Source organism: Streptomyces sp. WAC05374 (assembly GCF_004353505.1).
Lineage (GTDB): Bacteria > Actinomycetota > Actinomycetes > Streptomycetales > Streptomycetaceae > Streptomyces.
Window position 1 is genome coordinate 910,280 of the sequence record NZ_SMNQ01000001.1, and the last position, 16,604, is coordinate 926,883.

13 protein-coding genes are annotated in these 16,604 nt (G+C 74.2%); 9 read left to right on the forward strand and 4 right to left on the reverse strand.

Annotation, left to right across the window (positions count from 1 at the left end):
• Nucleotides 1–91: 91 nt before the first annotated feature.
• Complete coding sequence (locus tag E2B92_RS04070; protein ID WP_235023698.1) at nucleotides 92–334, forward strand: DUF2087 domain-containing protein; 243 nt, start codon at nucleotides 92–94, stop codon at nucleotides 332–334.
• Between the two features lie 22 nt (nucleotides 335–356).
• Here E2B92_RS04070 and E2B92_RS04075 read toward each other — a convergent pair whose 3' ends face one another.
• A complete protein-coding gene (locus E2B92_RS04075; protein ID WP_126883401.1) occupies nucleotides 357–1,646 on the reverse strand; it encodes an ATP-binding protein in 1,290 nt (429 codons plus the stop codon).
• Between the two features lie 200 nt (nucleotides 1,647–1,846).
• On the opposite strand from E2B92_RS04075, the gene E2B92_RS04080 reads away from it, so the two are divergent.
• The 5 genes from E2B92_RS04080 (at nucleotide 1,847) to E2B92_RS04100 (ending at nucleotide 8,956) form a co-directional block, all read left to right on the forward strand.
• A complete protein-coding gene (locus E2B92_RS04080) occupies nucleotides 1,847–3,016 on the forward strand; it encodes a lactate 2-monooxygenase (protein ID WP_126883402.1) in 1,170 nt (389 codons plus the stop codon).
• Nucleotides 3,013–3,990 carry a 2-hydroxyacid dehydrogenase gene (locus E2B92_RS04085; protein WP_126883403.1) on the forward strand — a complete coding sequence of 326 codons (978 nt, stop codon included), beginning with the start codon at nucleotides 3,013–3,015 and terminating at the stop codon, nucleotides 3,988–3,990. The genes E2B92_RS04080 and E2B92_RS04085 overlap by 4 nt, the downstream gene beginning before the upstream one ends.
• A gap of 189 nt (nucleotides 3,991–4,179) precedes the next feature.
• Entirely contained in the window at nucleotides 4,180–6,564 is a 2,385-nt protein-coding gene (locus tag E2B92_RS04090; RefSeq protein WP_126883404.1) for a TIR domain-containing protein, read from the forward strand.
• A 41-nt stretch (nucleotides 6,565–6,605) separates the two neighbouring features.
• On the forward strand, nucleotides 6,606–7,025 hold the full coding sequence (locus E2B92_RS04095; protein WP_126883405.1) for a hypothetical protein: 420 nt from the start codon (nucleotides 6,606–6,608) through the stop codon (nucleotides 7,023–7,025).
• Nucleotides 7,022–8,956: a phenylacetate--CoA ligase family protein gene (locus E2B92_RS04100; RefSeq protein ID WP_126883406.1), complete on the forward strand. Its 1,935-nt coding sequence runs from the start codon at nucleotides 7,022–7,024 to the stop codon at nucleotides 8,954–8,956. The genes E2B92_RS04095 and E2B92_RS04100 overlap by 4 nt, the downstream gene beginning before the upstream one ends.
• Before the next feature lie 107 nt (nucleotides 8,957–9,063).
• Here E2B92_RS04100 and E2B92_RS04105 read toward each other — a convergent pair whose 3' ends face one another.
• On the reverse strand, nucleotides 9,064–9,741 hold the full coding sequence (locus E2B92_RS04105; protein ID WP_126883407.1) for a response regulator: 678 nt from the start codon (nucleotides 9,739–9,741) through the stop codon (nucleotides 9,064–9,066).
• A complete protein-coding gene (locus E2B92_RS04110; RefSeq protein ID WP_160159734.1) occupies nucleotides 9,738–11,000 on the reverse strand; it encodes a sensor histidine kinase in 1,263 nt (420 codons plus the stop codon). Before E2B92_RS04110 ends, E2B92_RS04105 begins: the two co-directional genes overlap by 4 nt.
• 326 nt (nucleotides 11,001–11,326) lie before the next feature.
• Here E2B92_RS04110 and E2B92_RS04115 point away from each other — a divergent pair, with 326 nt between their 5' ends.
• Nucleotides 11,327–13,597 carry an MMPL family transporter gene (locus E2B92_RS04115; RefSeq protein ID WP_126883409.1) on the forward strand — a complete coding sequence of 757 codons (2,271 nt, stop codon included), beginning with the start codon at nucleotides 11,327–11,329 and terminating at the stop codon, nucleotides 13,595–13,597.
• Here E2B92_RS04115 and E2B92_RS04120 read toward each other — a convergent pair.
• A complete protein-coding gene (locus E2B92_RS04120) occupies nucleotides 13,570–13,992 on the reverse strand; it encodes a YjbQ family protein (RefSeq protein WP_126883410.1) in 423 nt (140 codons plus the stop codon). The genes E2B92_RS04115 and E2B92_RS04120 overlap by 28 nt on opposite strands.
• Nucleotides 13,993–14,089: 97 nt before the next feature.
• Between E2B92_RS04120 and E2B92_RS04125 the strand changes: the two genes are divergently transcribed.
• On the forward strand, nucleotides 14,090–15,292 hold the full coding sequence (locus E2B92_RS04125) for an NAD(P)/FAD-dependent oxidoreductase (RefSeq protein WP_133087389.1): 1,203 nt from the start codon (nucleotides 14,090–14,092) through the stop codon (nucleotides 15,290–15,292).
• Between the two features lie 47 nt (nucleotides 15,293–15,339).
• Nucleotides 15,340–16,428, forward strand: a complete 1,089-nt coding sequence (locus E2B92_RS04130) for an FAD-dependent oxidoreductase (RefSeq protein ID WP_126887374.1) — start codon at nucleotides 15,340–15,342, stop codon at nucleotides 16,426–16,428.
• Nucleotides 16,429–16,604: the final 176 nt, after the last annotated feature.

Genomic DNA, 16,604 nt, shown 5'->3' on the forward strand with positions numbered 1-16,604 from the left:
AGCCGACGCACCGACCGGCACACCCACCGGTGCACGGACCGACACCTCGGCCGACACGCCCACCGGCACACCGGCCGGTCCGTCGCACCAGGTGTCCGCCCTCTTCTCCCGCGGCCGCCTCACCGCCATCCCGCGCAAGCCGGCCCGCCGCGAGCAGTTGCTCGTCCACCTCGCCGAGACGCTGTTCGAGCCGGGCCGGTCCTACACCGAGCCCGAGGTGAACGAGGCGCTGCGCACGGTGCACGACGACTGTTCCGCACTCCGCCGCTACCTGGTCGTCGGCGGCATGCTGACCCGTACGCGGGACGGCGCCGCCTACCACCGGGTCGCCTAGGGTCCGCCTCCGTCCCCGGGCGTCAGAACCGGGCGTGGGCGGTGATGTCCGCGCCGAACTGGTCGATCATCTCCGGGGTCACGGTGGGCCGGCACTGCGCGATGGCCTCCAGGTAGTCCTCGGTGCTCGCGCCGGGCGTCCGCGCCGGCTCGCCCCGCTCGGCCAGTCCGCCCAGGTCGCGCTCGAACGCCGTCTGGGCGGCGATCCGGGCGGCGTGCTCGATGTCGGCCGGGGTGAACAGGTCGCTGGCGGCCACCAGGACGGACACCTCCACGTCCGGCCGGCCGTCGGTGTACCGGGACCAGATCGCGGCGCGCGCCGCCTTGTCCGGCGTACCGATCGGGATGAGGTAGTCGAACCGGCCGGGGCGCAGGAACGCCGGGTCGAGCGACCGGATGGAGTTGGTCGCGCACACCAGCAGACGCTCGTCCCCCTCCCGGAACCGGGGGATCAGCTTGAGGAGTTCGTTGGTGACCCCGTGCATCCCGCCCGGCTGCGCGGGTTCGGTGCGTACGGGGGCGATCTCCTCCACCTCGTCGATGAAGACGAGCACCCGCTCCAGTTCGGAGATACGGGCGAACGCGCTGCGCAGCGCGGCGGCCAGGTTGCCCTCGTCGGCCAGCCGGGACGGCAGGAGTTCCACGAAGGGCCAGCCGAGCCGGGAGGCGATGCCCCGGGCGAAGGTGGTCTTGCCGGTGCCGGGCGGCCCGAACAGGGTGATGGCGCGGGGCGGCCGCACGCCGTGCCGGGCGGCCCGTTCGGGCTGGGCGAGCGGCAGGACGACACGCCGCTCGATCAGGTCCTTCTCGGCCTCCATACCGGCGACCTTGGCCCACAGGTCGCCGGGGAGGAAGCTGCCGCCGAGGTCCTCCAGCAGGTTGGCGGCGGGCCCGTGCAGCGGCTCCACCTTCTCGAAGTACGCCACGGCCGGCTGGCGTGTGTAGCCGGCGTTGAGCAGGCCCTCGCCGACGAGTTCCTCCTCGGGCAGGACGTAGGCGATGCGCCCCACGCGGGCGGCGACGAGGCGCCTCTCCAGCTCCACCAGCAGCGCGCTGGCCAGACCCCGGCCGCGCCAGGCCGGCGAGATGGCGATGCGCATCACCCAGGCCCGCTCCCCCGCCACGCAGGCGAGCGCCGCCCCGATGGGGACGCCCTGGTGGACGGCGACGACCGCCGGCTGGCGGGACGTCAGCGCGCCGATGCACTCGGCGAGTGAGAACACGGACTCCTGTCCCAGCTCGGCCGTGGTGTCGATCAAGTGGACGACGGCCGCGAGATCGCTCTCGCGGTAGTCGTGGATCAGCCAGTTCACCGGTACCACCCCTCGTTCGTGCTGTTCCGGCGAGGCTAGGGGCGGTGGCGTGGCCGGTCCTGTGCCGTGGTGCACAAGGCGGTGGCCGCGACTGCGACGTTGTGGCGGTGGACGCCGGACGTCATGACGGTGGACGCGGCGGGGGTGCGGTCGTCACGATCCCGTGGACACGTGTTCCCGGGCGAGAGGTGGAGCCGCGGATGGCGAAGCACTGGGCGGACTTCCAGTACGAGATCTACCTGAACGGCATGACCGGCGCCGTCCCACGGCTGCCGACGGACCTGACGCGCCTCGAGGAGCTCGCCGAGCGGCGCCTCGGCCCGGGCCCGGTCGGCTACGTGGCGGGCAGCGCCGGCAGCGGCAGCACGGCGGCCGCCAACCGGGAGGCCCTGGCGCGGCGGCGGATCGTGCCCCGGATGCTGCGCGACGTGCACGAGCGTGACCTGTCGGTCCGCGTCCTGGGGCGGGAGCTGCCGGCGCCGCTCGCGCTGGCGCCCGTGGGAGTGCTGTCGATCATGCACCCGGACGCGGAGCCGGCCGCCGCGCGTGCCGCCGCCGCGCACGGGGTGCCCTTCGTGCTGTCGTCCGCCTCCAGCACGCCGATGGAGGAGGTCGCCGCGGCGATGGGCGACGCGGAGCGGTGGTTCCAGCTCTACTGGGCCAAGGACCGGGAGGTCACCCGGTCGTTCCTGGACCGGGCCAGGGCCGCGGGGTTCACCGCGCTGCTCGTCACGCTCGACACGCCGCTGCTGGCGTGGCGGCCGCGCGACCTGGACCAGGCGTACCTGCCGTTCCTGCACGGGGTGGGTACCGCCAACTACTTCACGGACCCCGCCTTCCGTGCCGGTCTGGCCAAGCCGGTGCACGAGGACCCGAACGCGGCCGTGATGCACTTCGTGGGCATGTTCGCCGACCCGGCCAAGACGTGGCCCGACCTGGCGTTCCTGCGGGAGAACTGGGACGGCCCGATCGTGCTCAAGGGCGTCCTGCACCCCGATGACGCCCGGCTGGCCGCCGACGCGGGGATGGACGGCGTGGTGGTGTCCAACCACGGCGGCCGCCAGGTGGCCGGTTCGGTCGCCGCCGCCGACGCGCTGCCCCGGGTGGCCGGGGCGGTCGGCGACCGGCTGACCGTGCTGTTCGACAGCGGCATCCGCACGGGCGACGACATCGTCAAGGCGCTCGCGCTGGGCGCCCGCGCGGTGCTGGTGGGGCGCCCGTACGCGTACGGGCTCGGCCTCGACGGGCAGGCGGGCGTCGAGCACGTCATCCGCTGCCTGCTCGCCGAACTGGACCTGACCCTGGCCCTGGCCGGGCACTCCACGCCCGCCACGCCGGGCCCCGACGACCTCATCGAGGAGTCCGCGTGAGCGACCCGAAGAACGTGCTTGCCGTCGTCCCGTCCCACATGGGCGGCCGTACCGCCGGTCAGGCGCTCGCCGGGGCCTTTTCCGGCCTGGCCCGCGTCACCGTCGTCGAGACCACCGGCGAGGATCCGGCGGCGCTGCGCGGGGCGCACGTCGTCATCACGGCGCTCGGGCCGGTCACCGCCGGGCACCTCGCCGCCGCGCCGGACCTGGAGCTGGTGCAGTGCGCCAGTCACGGCTACGACTACGTCGACGTGGCCGCGGCCCGCGAACGGGGCGTTCCGGTGTGCACCATCGGCTCCAGCGGCGCGGAGGGGCAGAACGTCGCCGAGCACACGTTCGCGCTGATGCTGGCCCTCGCCAAGCAGGTGGTGCCCGCCCACACCGCGCTGGCCGGCGGGGACTGGGCGCTGCCGAGGCTGCGGCCGTCGCTCACCGAGCTGTCCGGCAAGACGCTCGGCATCGTCGGCCTGGGCGCGATCGGCCGGGAAGTCGCCCGCCGCGCCGTGGTGTTCGGCATGCACGTCGTCTACGCCGGACGGCGCCGCGTCTCCCCCGACACGGAGGCCCTGCTCGGCGGTGCCCGGCACCTGGAGCTCGACGAGCTGCTCCGCACCGCCGACTACGTCACGCTCCACGCCCCGCTCACCGGCGCCACCCGCCATCTCCTCGACGCCCGCCGCCTGGCCCTGCTCAAACCGACCGCGTTCGTCATCAACACCGCCCGGGGCGCGCTCGTCGACCAGGACGCCCTCGCGGACGCCCTGGACTCCGGCGCCCTGGCCGGAGCGGCCCTGGACGTCTTCGACCCCGAACCGCCTCCCGCCTCCCTGCGGTTGCTCAAGGCCCCGAACGTCGTCCTGTCACCGCACGCGGCCGGCGTCACCCGCGAGACGGTGGTCCGCATAGCCCTGGCGGCCGTCGAGAACGTCGCCGGCCACCTCTCCGGCAAGCCGCCCCGGGACGTCGTCACGTAGCCGTCCGGGCCCGCCGGTCAGGCCGAACGGGGGTGCGGCACAGGGGCGTTGACCTCCGGTCCACCGGCTAGGCTGAGGGGTGCCGATGCCTCGATCCGTCGCTGACGTGGCCCGGGAGGTCGGCGCGACTCGCTGCCCGGCGGTTCATAACGGACCGCCGGGCACAGCCATCGAGGGGACCCAGCATCGGTGCGGAACGAAGCCCGGCGGCCCACGCCGACGTACGACGCCTTCATCAGCTACAACTCCGCCGATCTGGACAGCGTGCGGCGACTGGCCCAGAGGCTCCATGAGCAGGGCTTCGAGGTGTTCCTGGACGAATGGTGTCTCGTGCCGGGCGAGACATGGCAGGAGGCCCTGATCGAGGCCCTGGACAGCAGCCCGTGCTGTCTTGTCATGTGCGGACCGCAGGGAGTCGGCCCGTGGCAGAACGAGGAGGTGCACGCCGCGATCGAGGCACGGGTCAGGGGCCGCACCATGCGCGTCCTCCCCGTGCTGCTGCCCGGCTCCGCCGACACGACCTGGAGATCCGCGCCCTTCCTGGGGCGGTTCACCTACTGCGACTTCCGTCAGGGCCTGGAGCAGGCACGCGTCTTCGAGCGCCTTTGTGCGGGCATCCGGGGACAGGCCCCGGGTCCCCCGCCTCCGGCGGCGCCCTCCACGCCGGCGAAGCCCGCTCCGACGGACTTCCGTTCCCGCTTCACCGTCACGGCGGGCACCTGGCGCCGCGTGTCCGCCGTGGAAGCGGCTCGTGGTGCCGTCATCACCGGCGGCGGGGCGCCCGTCGTGCTGTACGGGCTGCCGGGCGTCGGCAAGACCACCGTGCTGTGCGACGTGGCGGACGAGTGCCGCTCGGACCGGACCGTTCTCGCACTGCCGATGGGTGGGACGGCCGCGGCGGAGCCGCGCTATCTCGTCGACGAGGTCAACACCTGGCTGGAAACGGCCTTCGGCAGGGGGCTCCCGGCGGAAGACCTGTACCGGCAGGAGTGGCCGGACGCGCTCGCCGCCCTGCTGCGGCACGTGGCCGGCGAACGGCTCCTGGTGCTGCTGGACGACCTCATCGACGGCCCGTTCGCGGACACGGTGTTGCGGACGTTCGCGGCGCTGCCCGACACCGTGGTGCTGGCCACGGCCCGCGGCCACCTGGGCACCGGTCATGAGGCCGTCCACGTGGCCGTGCCCCCGCTGTCGCCGAAGGAGAGCCACGAGTTCATCGCCCACGTGGCGAAGAGCATGGGTCTGCCGGTCGCACCGGAGGACGTCACCGCGCGGCTTCCGGACGACGTCCTCTCCCATCCGCTCGCCCTGCGGACCTTTCTGGCGCACACCCGGTTCGTTCCGGCGCCCTTGCTCACCGACTCCCGGCTGCCGGTCGACGTGCTCTCCGCGCGTGCCCTGGTGGCCACGGTGGTGGCCCGACTGCCCGCCGCACACCGGGGCGCCCTGGCCCATGCCGTCGCCCTCGACCGGGTGCCGCTCGCGGATCTGCTCGAGGCCGGAGTGACCCTCCCACCGGGGTTCACCGCCGCCCTGCACGACCTTGCCGGGCGCTGTCTGGTCAGTCACGCGGCCGGAGGCATCGAGGTGCCGCGGCTTGTCGCGGAAGCGCTCGACGTCGCGGACCCGTCCGCCGGGCGAGCCGCGCTGTGTGACGTCGCGGCACGGCTCGGTGAGGCCGTGCGTGAGGCGGACGACACCGCCCTCGCGCCCCTGGCCCGTGTGCTGCCGCGCACGGCGCTCATGCTCGTCACCGCCGGGCAGTGGCGCGCACTGCAGGAGATGATCCCCCCGGGCTTCCTCGACCGGCTGAATTCCGGCGGCTTCTGGAAGGAGTACGTCCTGCTCGCCCGGGCGCTGATCAGCGCCGCCGACCATCTGCGCGACGTGACACCGCGGGTGCGTCTGCGTGTCCGCGTCTCGCGCAAGATGGGCCAGCTCGGCGACACGCGCGCCGCTTGGGACCTGGTACGTGAGGCGGAGACCCTCGCGGGCGCCCTGGACTCGACGTCCCTGCGCGGCGACCTGGCAGGACTGCGCGCCTTCCTCGCCTATCTGCAAGGGGACGACACGTCCACGCTGCGGGAGCTGAAGGGATGCGTGGAGCTGCGCACGCGCGACGGCGACGCGGGCGGCCTGCTGATCGCGCACAAGCTGGAGGGGAACGTCCACCTGCGGCGGGGGAAGTACAGGAAGGCCGCGGCCGCCTATCGTGCCGCTCTGGCGGCCGGAGGCGAGGAGGCCGACCCTCGGCACCGTACCGACGCGGAGACGAGCCTGGCGATATGCGACTTCCGTCAGGGGAACAACGAGGCGGCAGCGGTACGTCTGGAACGGGTGGTGCGGGAGATGCGGGCGCTGTCGGTACTCGGCGAACTGCCGAGGGCGTTGCACGCGCTCGCGCTGGTCCACGAGAGCCAGGGCTTGTCCGCGCGGGCCCTCGAAGTGGCGCGGCAGGCGGCGCTGGCCCGGGCGAACGATCCGGCCGTACGGGCGGCGGTGGACCGTCTCGTCTGGCGCCTGGAGAACCTGGGGCCGGGAGCGGGCCCCCGGGCAGGACGGGCGGATGCATGAGGTGGTGGGTGAGAGGCGCACGACGCCACGCTCCGGCGCGGGTGGTGGCATCGGCCTTGCGCAGAGCCGGAGTTCCGCGCTACCTGCGCAGGGCGTTTCTGGAGGCGGCCCCCTCCCGCCTGAGCAAGGACACGGGTGCACTGCTCATCACGTATCTGCTGCTGCCCGCGCGGGGCACGGGCGGGTCCGAGGCGGCCGTCGACACCGAAAGGCTGCAGACCGACCTGCTGGGCCGGTGGTCCGCCGAGGGAGGGTCGACGGCGGAGCTGCTCAAGCTGATCAGGATGATGGAGTACCGGCGTCAGGCTCTGCGTCCGTCACGTGCGCAAGGGCGGGCCGAGGGGGACGGTGACGTGGCGGCGTTCTCCCACTTCTGGGTGTCCAGCGGTCATGACATCGAGGAACTGTCCGTGTTTCTCTCGGACGTCGATCACGAAGCCGTCGATTGGTTCCCGCAATGACGGACCGTACGACCACGGCGCTCGCCGAACTCCTGGAACACGCGCGCCGCCACGTCCCGTACTACCAGCCGCGCTTCCTCCCGGCTCCCGTCACCCCCGACGACGCGGTCGCCGCGCTCCGTCGGCTCCCCCTGCTCCGCCGGGACCAGGTCAGACGGGAGCGGCCCCGCCTGTGGTCGGCGGTGGGGGACCCTCGGCGCTGGCGCACCGTCCACACCACGGGGACGACCGGCGCCCCCCTGGAGATCGTCGTCGACGAAGCGGCACAGCGCGCGGAACTCGCCTCGCTGCTGCGGCATGTGGAGAGCTGTGCCGGCGGCCGCTCCGGGTTCTCGGTCGTCCACCTGACACTCCATCTGGCGTCCGTGTCCCGTACGTCGGTCGCGCCCGACCCGCCCGGCATCGGCCTGTCGAAATGGAACCTCAGCCGCGCGTGGCAGTTGCCCGACGAGGAGTTCGGTCCCGCAGTGGTGGAGGAGCTGTCCGGGCAGGTGATCACCGCCATGCCGAGCGTGATGGCCGCGCTGTGCGCACGCCTGCGCCGGTGGCCCGGCCGCCTGGTGCCGCCCCGGCTGGTCGTTCTCTCCGGGGAGCACGTCACAGCGGACGTCCGCGCACGGGTGACCGAGACGTTCGGCTGTCCCGTCACCGCCCTGTACACCCTCGCCGAAGCCGGCATCGCGGGACACGCCTGCGAGGGTACGGACACGTACCACGTGGACGAGGCCGGCGCGTTCGTGGAAGTGGTCGACGACGCGGGGCAGGTGCTGCCGGCCGGCGTAGCCGGTGACATCGCGGTGACCCCGCTCGCGAACCGTGCGATGCCGCTGCTTCGCTACCTGCCCGGAGACACGGGCGTCCGGGTCGACGGCCCCTGTGGCTGCGGGCGGACCGGCCCCCGCCTGCGGCTGTTGTCGGCCCGGTCCGAGCGCGTGGTGGTGACCGGTCCGAGCGGTCGGGGCCTGCGGATGATCGACCTCGCCAAGCTCTGCCGGCAGCTCGATCTCGGCGTGACCCGTGTCGTCCGCGAGGGCGATGTGGTCGTCCTGGAACACCGGGACGAGCGGCCGGCGTCCCCCGTGCAGCGCACGGTGGTCGCCGCCGCGGTCAGAAGCCTGCTCGGGGCCGAGCTGACCGTGCGTACGCGGCAGGTGGCCGGGGCTCCGCACCGGGGCGGGCCGTCGGCGTCCACGGCACGGTCCGCGGGCGAGCCGGGGGCACCGTACGCGGGGCCTGCCCTGCCGGCACCCGAGGAGATCGCGGCCTGGGCCCGGAGGGTTCTCGCCGGGGAGCCGGACGTCCGTGCGGCGGCCCTCACGGGATCGGCGCTCGATGCCGCCTCGGTGAGCCGCTTCAGCGACATCGACATGACCGTTGTCGTGGCCGGTGACCCGTACGACGCGTACTGGCGCTCCCGCGCCACCGCCATGAACCGGGGCCTGGCCACCCTGCGAGTGAATGTCACCCGGGCCGAAGCGGTGTCCCGGACTCCCCTCGTCGCCTGCCGGCTCCTGTCGGAACGCCACCCCGTCGTGGGCTCCCTGGAGCGGGCCGGCGTGGCATGGCCGACGCGTGAGGCGCTGGCCGCCGAGGGGAGGTTCTGGGCGCAGACCGCGGAGAACATCCTCTGGACGCGGGTGACCGCGGCCGACCGTACGCGTACGGATCCCCTCCGCGACGCCTGGCTGGCCTCACGCTTCTGCCTCGACGCGCTGCGCTATACGTTCCTGTGCGAGGGCATCCGCGTCACCTCGGCACGGAGCGTCCTGAGGCTGGCGGTCGAATCCGGGGTGCCCCAGGCGGAGGACATCGGGCATGCCTTCGCCGTGGGCCGCGAGCACCGGCCGCCTCCCATGGCCGGAACACCGGAAGCCGACCGTTTCCTGCTGGACGCCCTCTCCTGCGTACGCCGGCTGCGGGACTCCCTGTGACGCGGCACCGACGCGCACCGCTTGCGGTGGTGGCGCGAGCGCGCGGCGCCGCCGAGGGGGCGACCCGGCTCGCCCACGCGTCCGTGCCGGTCCTCGTCCCGGGTGGCTCACCTCTCCCGTCGTGCCGTCACCAGGCCCGTCTCGTAGGCGGCGATGACCGCCTGGGCACGGTCGCGGACGCGCAGCTTGGCGAAGAGGGCGGTGATGTGGTTCTTCACGGTGGAGGCGCTCAGACCGAGCCGGTCGGCTATCTCCGCGTTGTCCGAGCCGCCGGCGATCAGCCGCCACACCTCCCGTTCCCGTGGCGTGAGCCCCTCGGCACCGGAGGGCACCGGGGGCGCCGCCCGGCGGTCCGGGGCCGTGACGTGCTGGGAGATGAGCCGGGTCAGGAGTCTCGGAGCGAGGATCGCCTCACCGTCGCGGACCACACGCAGTGCGGCGACGAGGTCCTCGGGCGAGATGTCCTTGGGCAGGAAGCCGCACGCCCCGGCCCTCAAGGCGCCCACGACGTGTTCGTCCATGTCGAAGGTGCTCAGCGCCAGAACCCGGCAGTCCGGCAGTTCGGCGGTGAGCCGCTCGGTGGCCGCGATGCCGTCCAGGACCGGCATGCGGATGTCCATGACGACCACGTGGGGCCGGTGCTCGTGGGCGAGGCGGACCGCCTCGGCGCCGTCCGCGGCCTCGGCGACGACCTGGAAGCCGGGTTCGGGGGCGAGCATCAGGGCGAGTCCGCGGCGGACGAGCGGCTGGTCGTCGGCGATGAGGACCTTCACGGTCGCGCTCACGCGTACGCCTCCTGGCGGTCGGTGGGCAGGGGCAGCCGGGCCCGGACGGCGAACCCCCCGCCCTCGGGCCCGGCTCGCAGGGTGCCGCCGTGGAGGGCGACGCGTTCACGCATCCCCATGAGTCCGTGGCCCGAGCCGCGTGCGACGGGGCGGCCGGGACGCGGACCGTCATCGGTGACGGCGACCCGCACCTCGTGGGCGGCGAAGGCGAGCCGCACATCGACGTGCGCGCCGTCGCCCGCGTGCCTGCGGGCGTTGGTGAGGGCCTCCTGAACGATGCGGAAGACGGTGAGCGCGACACCGGGCGGAAGCGACCCCGGGTCGCCGTCCGTGGTGAGGGTGGTGGGGAGGCCGGCGCGGCGGCTGTCCCCGACGATGCGGTCGAGGTCGCCGATGCCGGGTTGCGGTGCGGTCGTCTCGCCCTCGTCGTTCTCGTCGCCGGCCCGCAGCACGTCGAGGAGGTGGCGCATCTCGCGCAGGGCGGTGCGGCCGGAACCCTCCAGGGTGACGAGCGCCTCGCGGGCCGTCGCCGGGGACCGGTCGAGGTTGGCCCGGGCGCCTCCGGCGAGCAACTGCATCGTGGTCAGGTGGTGGGCGACGATGTCGTGCAGTTCCCGCGCGATGCGGCGCCGTTCGTCAAAGACGGCTCGCTCGGCGAGCAGCCGCCGCTGGGCCTCGGCGTTGCGCTGCCAGCGGCCGACCGCGACGGCGGCGCCGGCCACGAACAGCGCGGACACGACGTTGGGGACGAACTCCATCAGGGAGGGCGCGGGCAGTCCCGGGCGGACGAACTGGAGCACCGCGACACAGCCGGCGACGGCCGCCGCGCCGACCGCGGCGCTGTGGTGACGTACGGCGGTGAAGAGGGCGACGACGGTGGCCGCCCCGTAGTGCTGGCCCACGGAGCTGAACCAGGTGAGTGACAGGTTCCCCGCGAGGACGCACGCGAGGACGCACAGGGGCACGCGGCGGCGTGCCAGCAGGAACAGCGAGGTGGCGACCACGACCAGGCACCCGGCCACCGGCACGTGGCCCCGGTCCATCTGGCTGGTGACGGTGAAGCCCACCAGGTCGACGGCCGCGGCGCCGACGGCGACGAGCCCGTCGGGGCGGCTCCACAGCCCCGGCCCTCCGCGCCGGCTCCCTCCCCCGGCCTCACCGGGGATCGTCCCGGACGTGTCGTCCGGAAGCCCGGCGCCGGACGCGCTCGCCCAGCCCCGCGCCCGACTTGGGCGCGTTTCGTCCGCGCGCCGTCCCATCCCCGCCCCCTGCACATCCATGCGTTCCCCGGGACCGCCGCAGCGGCCCGATGACCTGCGGTTCGTCCCCCGAGTGTCCCATGGTGCCGGTGCGCCGGGGCCGTGGCGCCGGAACCGGGAGGGAGTCGTGGCTGGGAGCAGGCTCCCAGCGGCCGGACGGTGCGGGCCCGTGCTCCCAGCGGGTTTCTCGTCCCCGGCTCCGAGGTGCGGGCCGGGCGCCGCTGATGTGCTGGACACGTGCCGGAACGACCCGGCACGGGGCCCCGCGCCGAACGTCCACGGTCCCCGCGGTCCCCTCGCGCCCGTACCCTTCCCGGAGGACTCCCGTGATCCGTGCCCTGACCGGTTTCTCGACCCGCAGACCATGGCGGGTCATCGTCGTGTGGGCGGTGCTCGGCATCTTCGTGACGCTCATGGGCCAGGCGCTCGTCTTCCGCGTGACGCACACCGACAGCGCCGGTTTCCTGCCTCCGGAGTACGACGCGGCCGCGGCGCTGCGGGTCGCCCGGGAGGAGTTCGGCGCGGAGCCCGACGCCGACACGGTGACGGTTCTGGTGGCACGGCGCGACGGCAGGCCGCTGGAGGACGCGGACAGGAAGCGCGTGGAGGCCGTGGCGCGTGAACTGAGCGCGACGCGCCTGGAGATGCCGTGGACGGAGGAGCAGATACGGGGGATCTCCGAGGACTACTCCCAGGTCCCCCGCGTGGCACTGGTGACGACCGCTCCCGACGGGTCGTTCGCGCTGCTCGGCGCACGGCTGCGGGGCAACTCCACCGACCCCGGCACGCAGTCCGTGTACCGGGTCTTCCACGACCGCGCCGAGCAGGAGTTCGGCGCGGAGGGGCTGCGTACGGGGTTCACCGGGGGCCTGGCGGACGTGGTGGACCGCGCCGACGCGGAGGAGACCACGCAGATCGTGGCCGGTCTGCTGGTGGTCGGGCTGATCGTCCTGGTCAACGTGTTGGTGTTCCGCAGCGTCATGGCCGCGTTCATCCCGTTGTTCGCGGTGTCCGTGGTGGGGGGTACCGCCGTCGGCACGGTCGTGGGGGCGGCCCTCCTGACCGGTTTCGAGCTCGACCCGGGCACCCCGGGCATGATCAGCACCGTGCTGATCGGCATCGGTGTCGACTACTTCCTCTTCCTGCTGTTCCGCTTCCGCGAGGAGCTGCGGCGGCGCCCGGAGGAACACCACCGCGTGGTGGCCGCGGACGTGGCCGGGCGGGTGGGCACCGCGGTGACCTCGGCGGCGCTGACGATCGTGGCGGCCTTCGCGACGCTCGGCGTGGCCACGTTCGGGCAGTTCCGGGTGCTCGGCCCCTCGGTGGCGGTGTCGGTACTGGTGATGCTGGTGGCGAGCCTGACCCTGATGCCGGCGTTGCTGGCGGTGACCGGCCGGAGGATGTTCTGGCCCTCGCGGATCCTCTCGAAGACCGGGCGGACCGGTCCGGCCGCCCGTACCGGCGAGCTGGTGGCGCGCCGTCCGCTGCTGGTGCTCGTGGCGTCGGTCGCCCTCCTCGGTGCGCTCGCGGCCGGCGCGGCGGGCGTCCGCATGGACTTCGGAACCGGCGGCACCCCGCACGACACGGCGGCCGCCGCGACGGCGCGGGAGATCGCCGGCGCCCTGCCGGCGGGGGTGTCCGACCCGACGACGGTGTACGTCACCGCCGGCGACGGCCGGACCCTGGACCCCGCCGGGCTGGACGTCCTGCGCCGGGCCCTGTCGGGGGTGGCCGGAGTGGGCGAGGTGGCCGCGCCCGTGCTCGACACCGACCGCGACGCCGCCCGGCTGGACGCCTATCTGACGGTGGACTCCCAGTCCCAGCGTGCCCGGGACCTCGTGGCGGGACCGGTGCGGCAGGCCGTACGGGAGGCGACGCCGCCCGGTACCACCGCACACGTGGGCGGCACCGCGGCCGTGTTCGCCGATGTGGCGACCGCGGTCGACCGGGACCTGCGGACGGTGTTCCCGGTCGCCGCGGCACTGATCGCGCTGATCCTGGTGGTGCTGCTGCGCAGCCTGGCGGCCCCGGTGGTGCTGATGCTCTCGGTCGGGCTGTGCTTCGCGGCGACGTTCGGCGCCTCCGCCCTGGTCTTCCAGCACATCGGCGGGGAGCCGGGGGTGAACTTCGTCCTGCCGTTGGTGCTGTTCCTGTTCGTCGTGGCACTGGGCACCGACTACAACATCCTCATCAGTGACCGCCTGCGTGAGGAGATGGCCCACGGAGGCGCGGCCCGTGCCGCCGTGGCCCGCGCGGTGCGGCACACGGCACCGGCCATCGCCACGGCCGGTGTGGTCCTCGCGGCCTCCTTCGGCAGCCTCGCGGTGAACGCGGACGCCTCCACCCGCCAGATGGGCTTCGCCACGGCTTTGGGCATCCTGCTGTCCTCCTTCGTCCTGTCGCTCCTCCTCGTCCCGGCGGCCGCGGCACTGCTGGGCCGGGGCATGTGGTGGCCGGTGCGCGGGGCGCGAGGCCGGAAGGACGGGACGCGGCCCGCGGGCGGGCGGGACGCCGGGCCCCGCACTCCGTACGACGGGGAGGAGCTCCCGCTGTCGCGCCCGCTTCCGGACTATCCGAGAAAGCTCAACCGCACCTGACGGTCCGGGTTGTCCTTGTTGGTGTCGACCACGCACACCGACTGCCAGGTGCCGAGGGCCATTTCGCCGCCGACGACCGGGATCGTGGCGTGCGGGGGGACCAGGGCGGGCAGGACGTGGTCGCGGCCGTGGCCGGGGCTGCCGTGGCGGTGCTGCCAGCGGTCGTCGGCGGGGAGCAGGGTGTGCAGGGCCGCCAGGAGGTCGTCGTCGCTGCCCGCGCCGGTCTCCAGGATGGCCACGCCGGTGGTGGCGTGCGGGGTGAAGACGTTCAGCAGGCCGTCCCGGCCCGCCGCCACCTCCCGCAGGAAGGAGGCGCAGGCGCCGGTCAGGTCGTGGACCGTCTCGCGGTTGCCGGTGGTGATCCGCAGCGTACGGGTGGTGAATGCGTCGCTCATGCCCCCATGGTGGCATCGGGCGGGTGCGCGTCGCGGGAGACGGCGTGTCAGGTGGGGCGCCATGGACGGGAGGGGGGCCGGCGGTCACGATGGGGGCATGACGATCAACGTTGCGTCGCCCGGTGGTTCAGGCGAACCGCCGTTACCCGGTGCTGTCGATGTCGTGGTCATCGGTGCGGGGGTGATCGGGGCGAGCGTCGCCTTCCATCTGGCCGAGGCGGGGGTGGGGCGCGTGCTGGTGGTGGAGCGGGACACGCCCGCGTCGGGGTCTTCGGGCAAGCCGATCGGCGGGGTGCGGGCGCAGTTCTCCGACCCGGTCAACGTACGGCTTGGGCAGCGCAGCCTGGAGGCGTGGCGGGCGTTCGGGGAGCGGCCCGGGGCGGACATCGGGCTGGAGAGGGTGGGGTACCTGTTCCTGCTCGGGGACGAGGCGGAGGTGGAGGTCTTCCGGCGGGGCATGGAGGTGCAGCACGCGTACGGCGTGCCGAGCCGGCTGCTGAGCCCCCGGGAGGCGCACGCCCTGTGCCCGTACGTCGAGCCGTCGTCGATCGTGGCCGCCGCGCACTCCCCCGCCGACGGGTACGCGCTTCCCCGTGCGGCCGTCACCGGTTACCTGCGGGGCGCCACCGCGCTCGGGGCGACGGTGGCCACCCGGTGCGAGGTCACCGGGATCGAGACGTCCGGCGGTGCGGTGCGCGCGGTGCGCACATCGGCCGGGACGGTCCGCACCGGGGCGGTGGTCTGTGCCGCCGGGGCCTGGTCGCGGGGCGTCGGCGCGATGGTGGGGGTCGACCTGCCCGTCACCCCGCTGCGGCGGCAGATCGCCCTGACCGGACGCCTGGACCCGGCCCCGCCCCGGGTGCCGTTCACGCTGGACTACGGCTCGACGCTGTACTTCCACGGGGACGGCGCCGGCGGCCTGGTCCTGGGCCTGTCCGATCCGCGCCAGGAGCCGGGGTTCGGGCGGGAGTTCGGCGAGGAGTGGCTGGAGCCGTTCCGCGAGGCGGCCGCCCGGCGCGTGCCCGCACTCGTGGACGTGCCGGTGACCGGCGGGTGGGCGGGGCTGTACGAGACGACGCCCGACCGCAACGCGCTGATCGGCGAGGCCCCGGGCGTCGGCCGGTTCCTGTACGCGACGGGCTTCTCCGGGCACGGCTTCCTCCAGGCGCCGGCCGTGGGCGAGGTGGTGCGCGACCTGTACCTGGGCCGTGCGCCGTTCCTCGACGTGGGGCCGCTGACCGCCGACCGGTTCGGGGGCGGGGCGCCGGACCGGGTCCGGCCGGAGGCCCACGTCATCTGAGACCCGGACACGGGAAGATCCACGGGGCGGCCCTGGTTAGTAGAAACATGAACCATCTCGTGGACGTGGTCGTCATCGGTGCGGGCCAGGCGGGGCTCTCCGCCGCGTACCACCTCCGGCGTGCCGGGCTGGAGCCGGACCGCGACTTCGTCGTCCTGGACCACGCCCCGCGTCCGGGCGGCGCCTGGCAGTTCCGCTGGCCGTCCCTGACGTACGGCAAGGTGCACGGGATGCACGCGCTGCCCGGCATGGAGCTGACCGGCGCCGACGACGGCCGCCCCTCGTCGGAGGTGATCGGCGAGTACTTCGCGCGGTACGAGGAGAGGTTCGGGCTCCGGGTGCACCGGCCGGCCGGCGTCACCGCCGTACGCGAGGGCGGGGACGGGCGCCTGCTCGTGGAGTCCTCGGAGGGGACGTACGTGACACGCGCCCTGATCAACGCGACCGGCACCTGGGACCGGCCGTTCTGGCCGCGCTACCCGGGCCAGGAGACGTTCCGGGGGCGCCAGCTCCACACCGCGAACTATCCCGGGCCGGCCGGGCTCGCCGGGCAGCGGGTGATCGTGGTGGGCGGCGGAGCGTCGGGGACGCAGCACTTGATGGAGATCGCCGAGGTGGCCGCCGGGACGACCTGGGTGACCCGGCGCGAGCCGGTCTGGCGCGAGGGCCCGTTCGGGGAGGCGCAGGGCCGGGCGGCGGTCGCCCTGGTCGAGGACCGGGTACGGCGCGGGCTGGCGCCCCGGAGCGTGGTGAGCGTGACGGGACTGCCACTGAACGACGCGACCCGGCGGGCGCGGGAGCGCGGCATCCTGGACCGACTGCCGATGTTCGACCGGATCACCCCGACGGGGGTGGCCTGGAAGGACGGCCGGACCGTGGAGGCGGACGTCATCCTGTGGGCGACCGGCTTCCGCGCGGCCATCGACCACCTGGCCCCGCTCCGGCTGCGCGAACCGGGCGGCGGCATCCGGCTGGACGGGACGCGGGCGGTCCGCGACGAGCGCGTGCACCTCGTCGGGTACGGGCCCTCGGCCTCGACCATCGGCGCCAACCGCGCGGGCCGCGCCGCCGTCCGCGACATCCGCCGGCTCCTGGCGCGTGAGGAGCGGGAGCCGGCGGAGCCCGTGGCGGTCTGACCGGGTGAGGGGCGGGCGGCGGGTGGCGGTCCGACCTGGTCCGGCCCGGGTGGCGGTCCGACCGGATGGGACCGGCGGCCCCGGTTGCGGTGACCAGCCCGGACCCGCCGCCCACCCGTTGGTCGCCGTACCGGTCCGTTCCGCGCGGCGGGGCCCGCACCCCCGTGGCGGGCCCC

Coding starts and splice junctions, on each gene's coding strand:
- E2B92_RS04080 (WP_126883402.1), top strand. CDS start 1,847: ATGGCGAAGCACTGGGCGGACTTCCAGTACGAGATCTACCTGAACGGC.
- E2B92_RS04100 (WP_126883406.1), top strand. CDS start 7,022: ATGACGGACCGTACGACCACGGCGCTCGCCGAACTCCTGGAACACGCG.
- E2B92_RS04110 (WP_160159734.1), bottom strand. CDS start 11,000: ATGGGACGGCGCGCGGACGAAACGCGCCCAAGTCGGGCGCGGGGCTGG.
- E2B92_RS04120 (WP_126883410.1), bottom strand. CDS start 13,992: ATGAGCGACGCATTCACCACCCGTACGCTGCGGATCACCACCGGCAAC.
- E2B92_RS04125 (WP_133087389.1), top strand. CDS start 14,090: ATGACGATCAACGTTGCGTCGCCCGGTGGTTCAGGCGAACCGCCGTTA.
- E2B92_RS04130 (WP_126887374.1), top strand. CDS start 15,340: ATGAACCATCTCGTGGACGTGGTCGTCATCGGTGCGGGCCAGGCGGGG.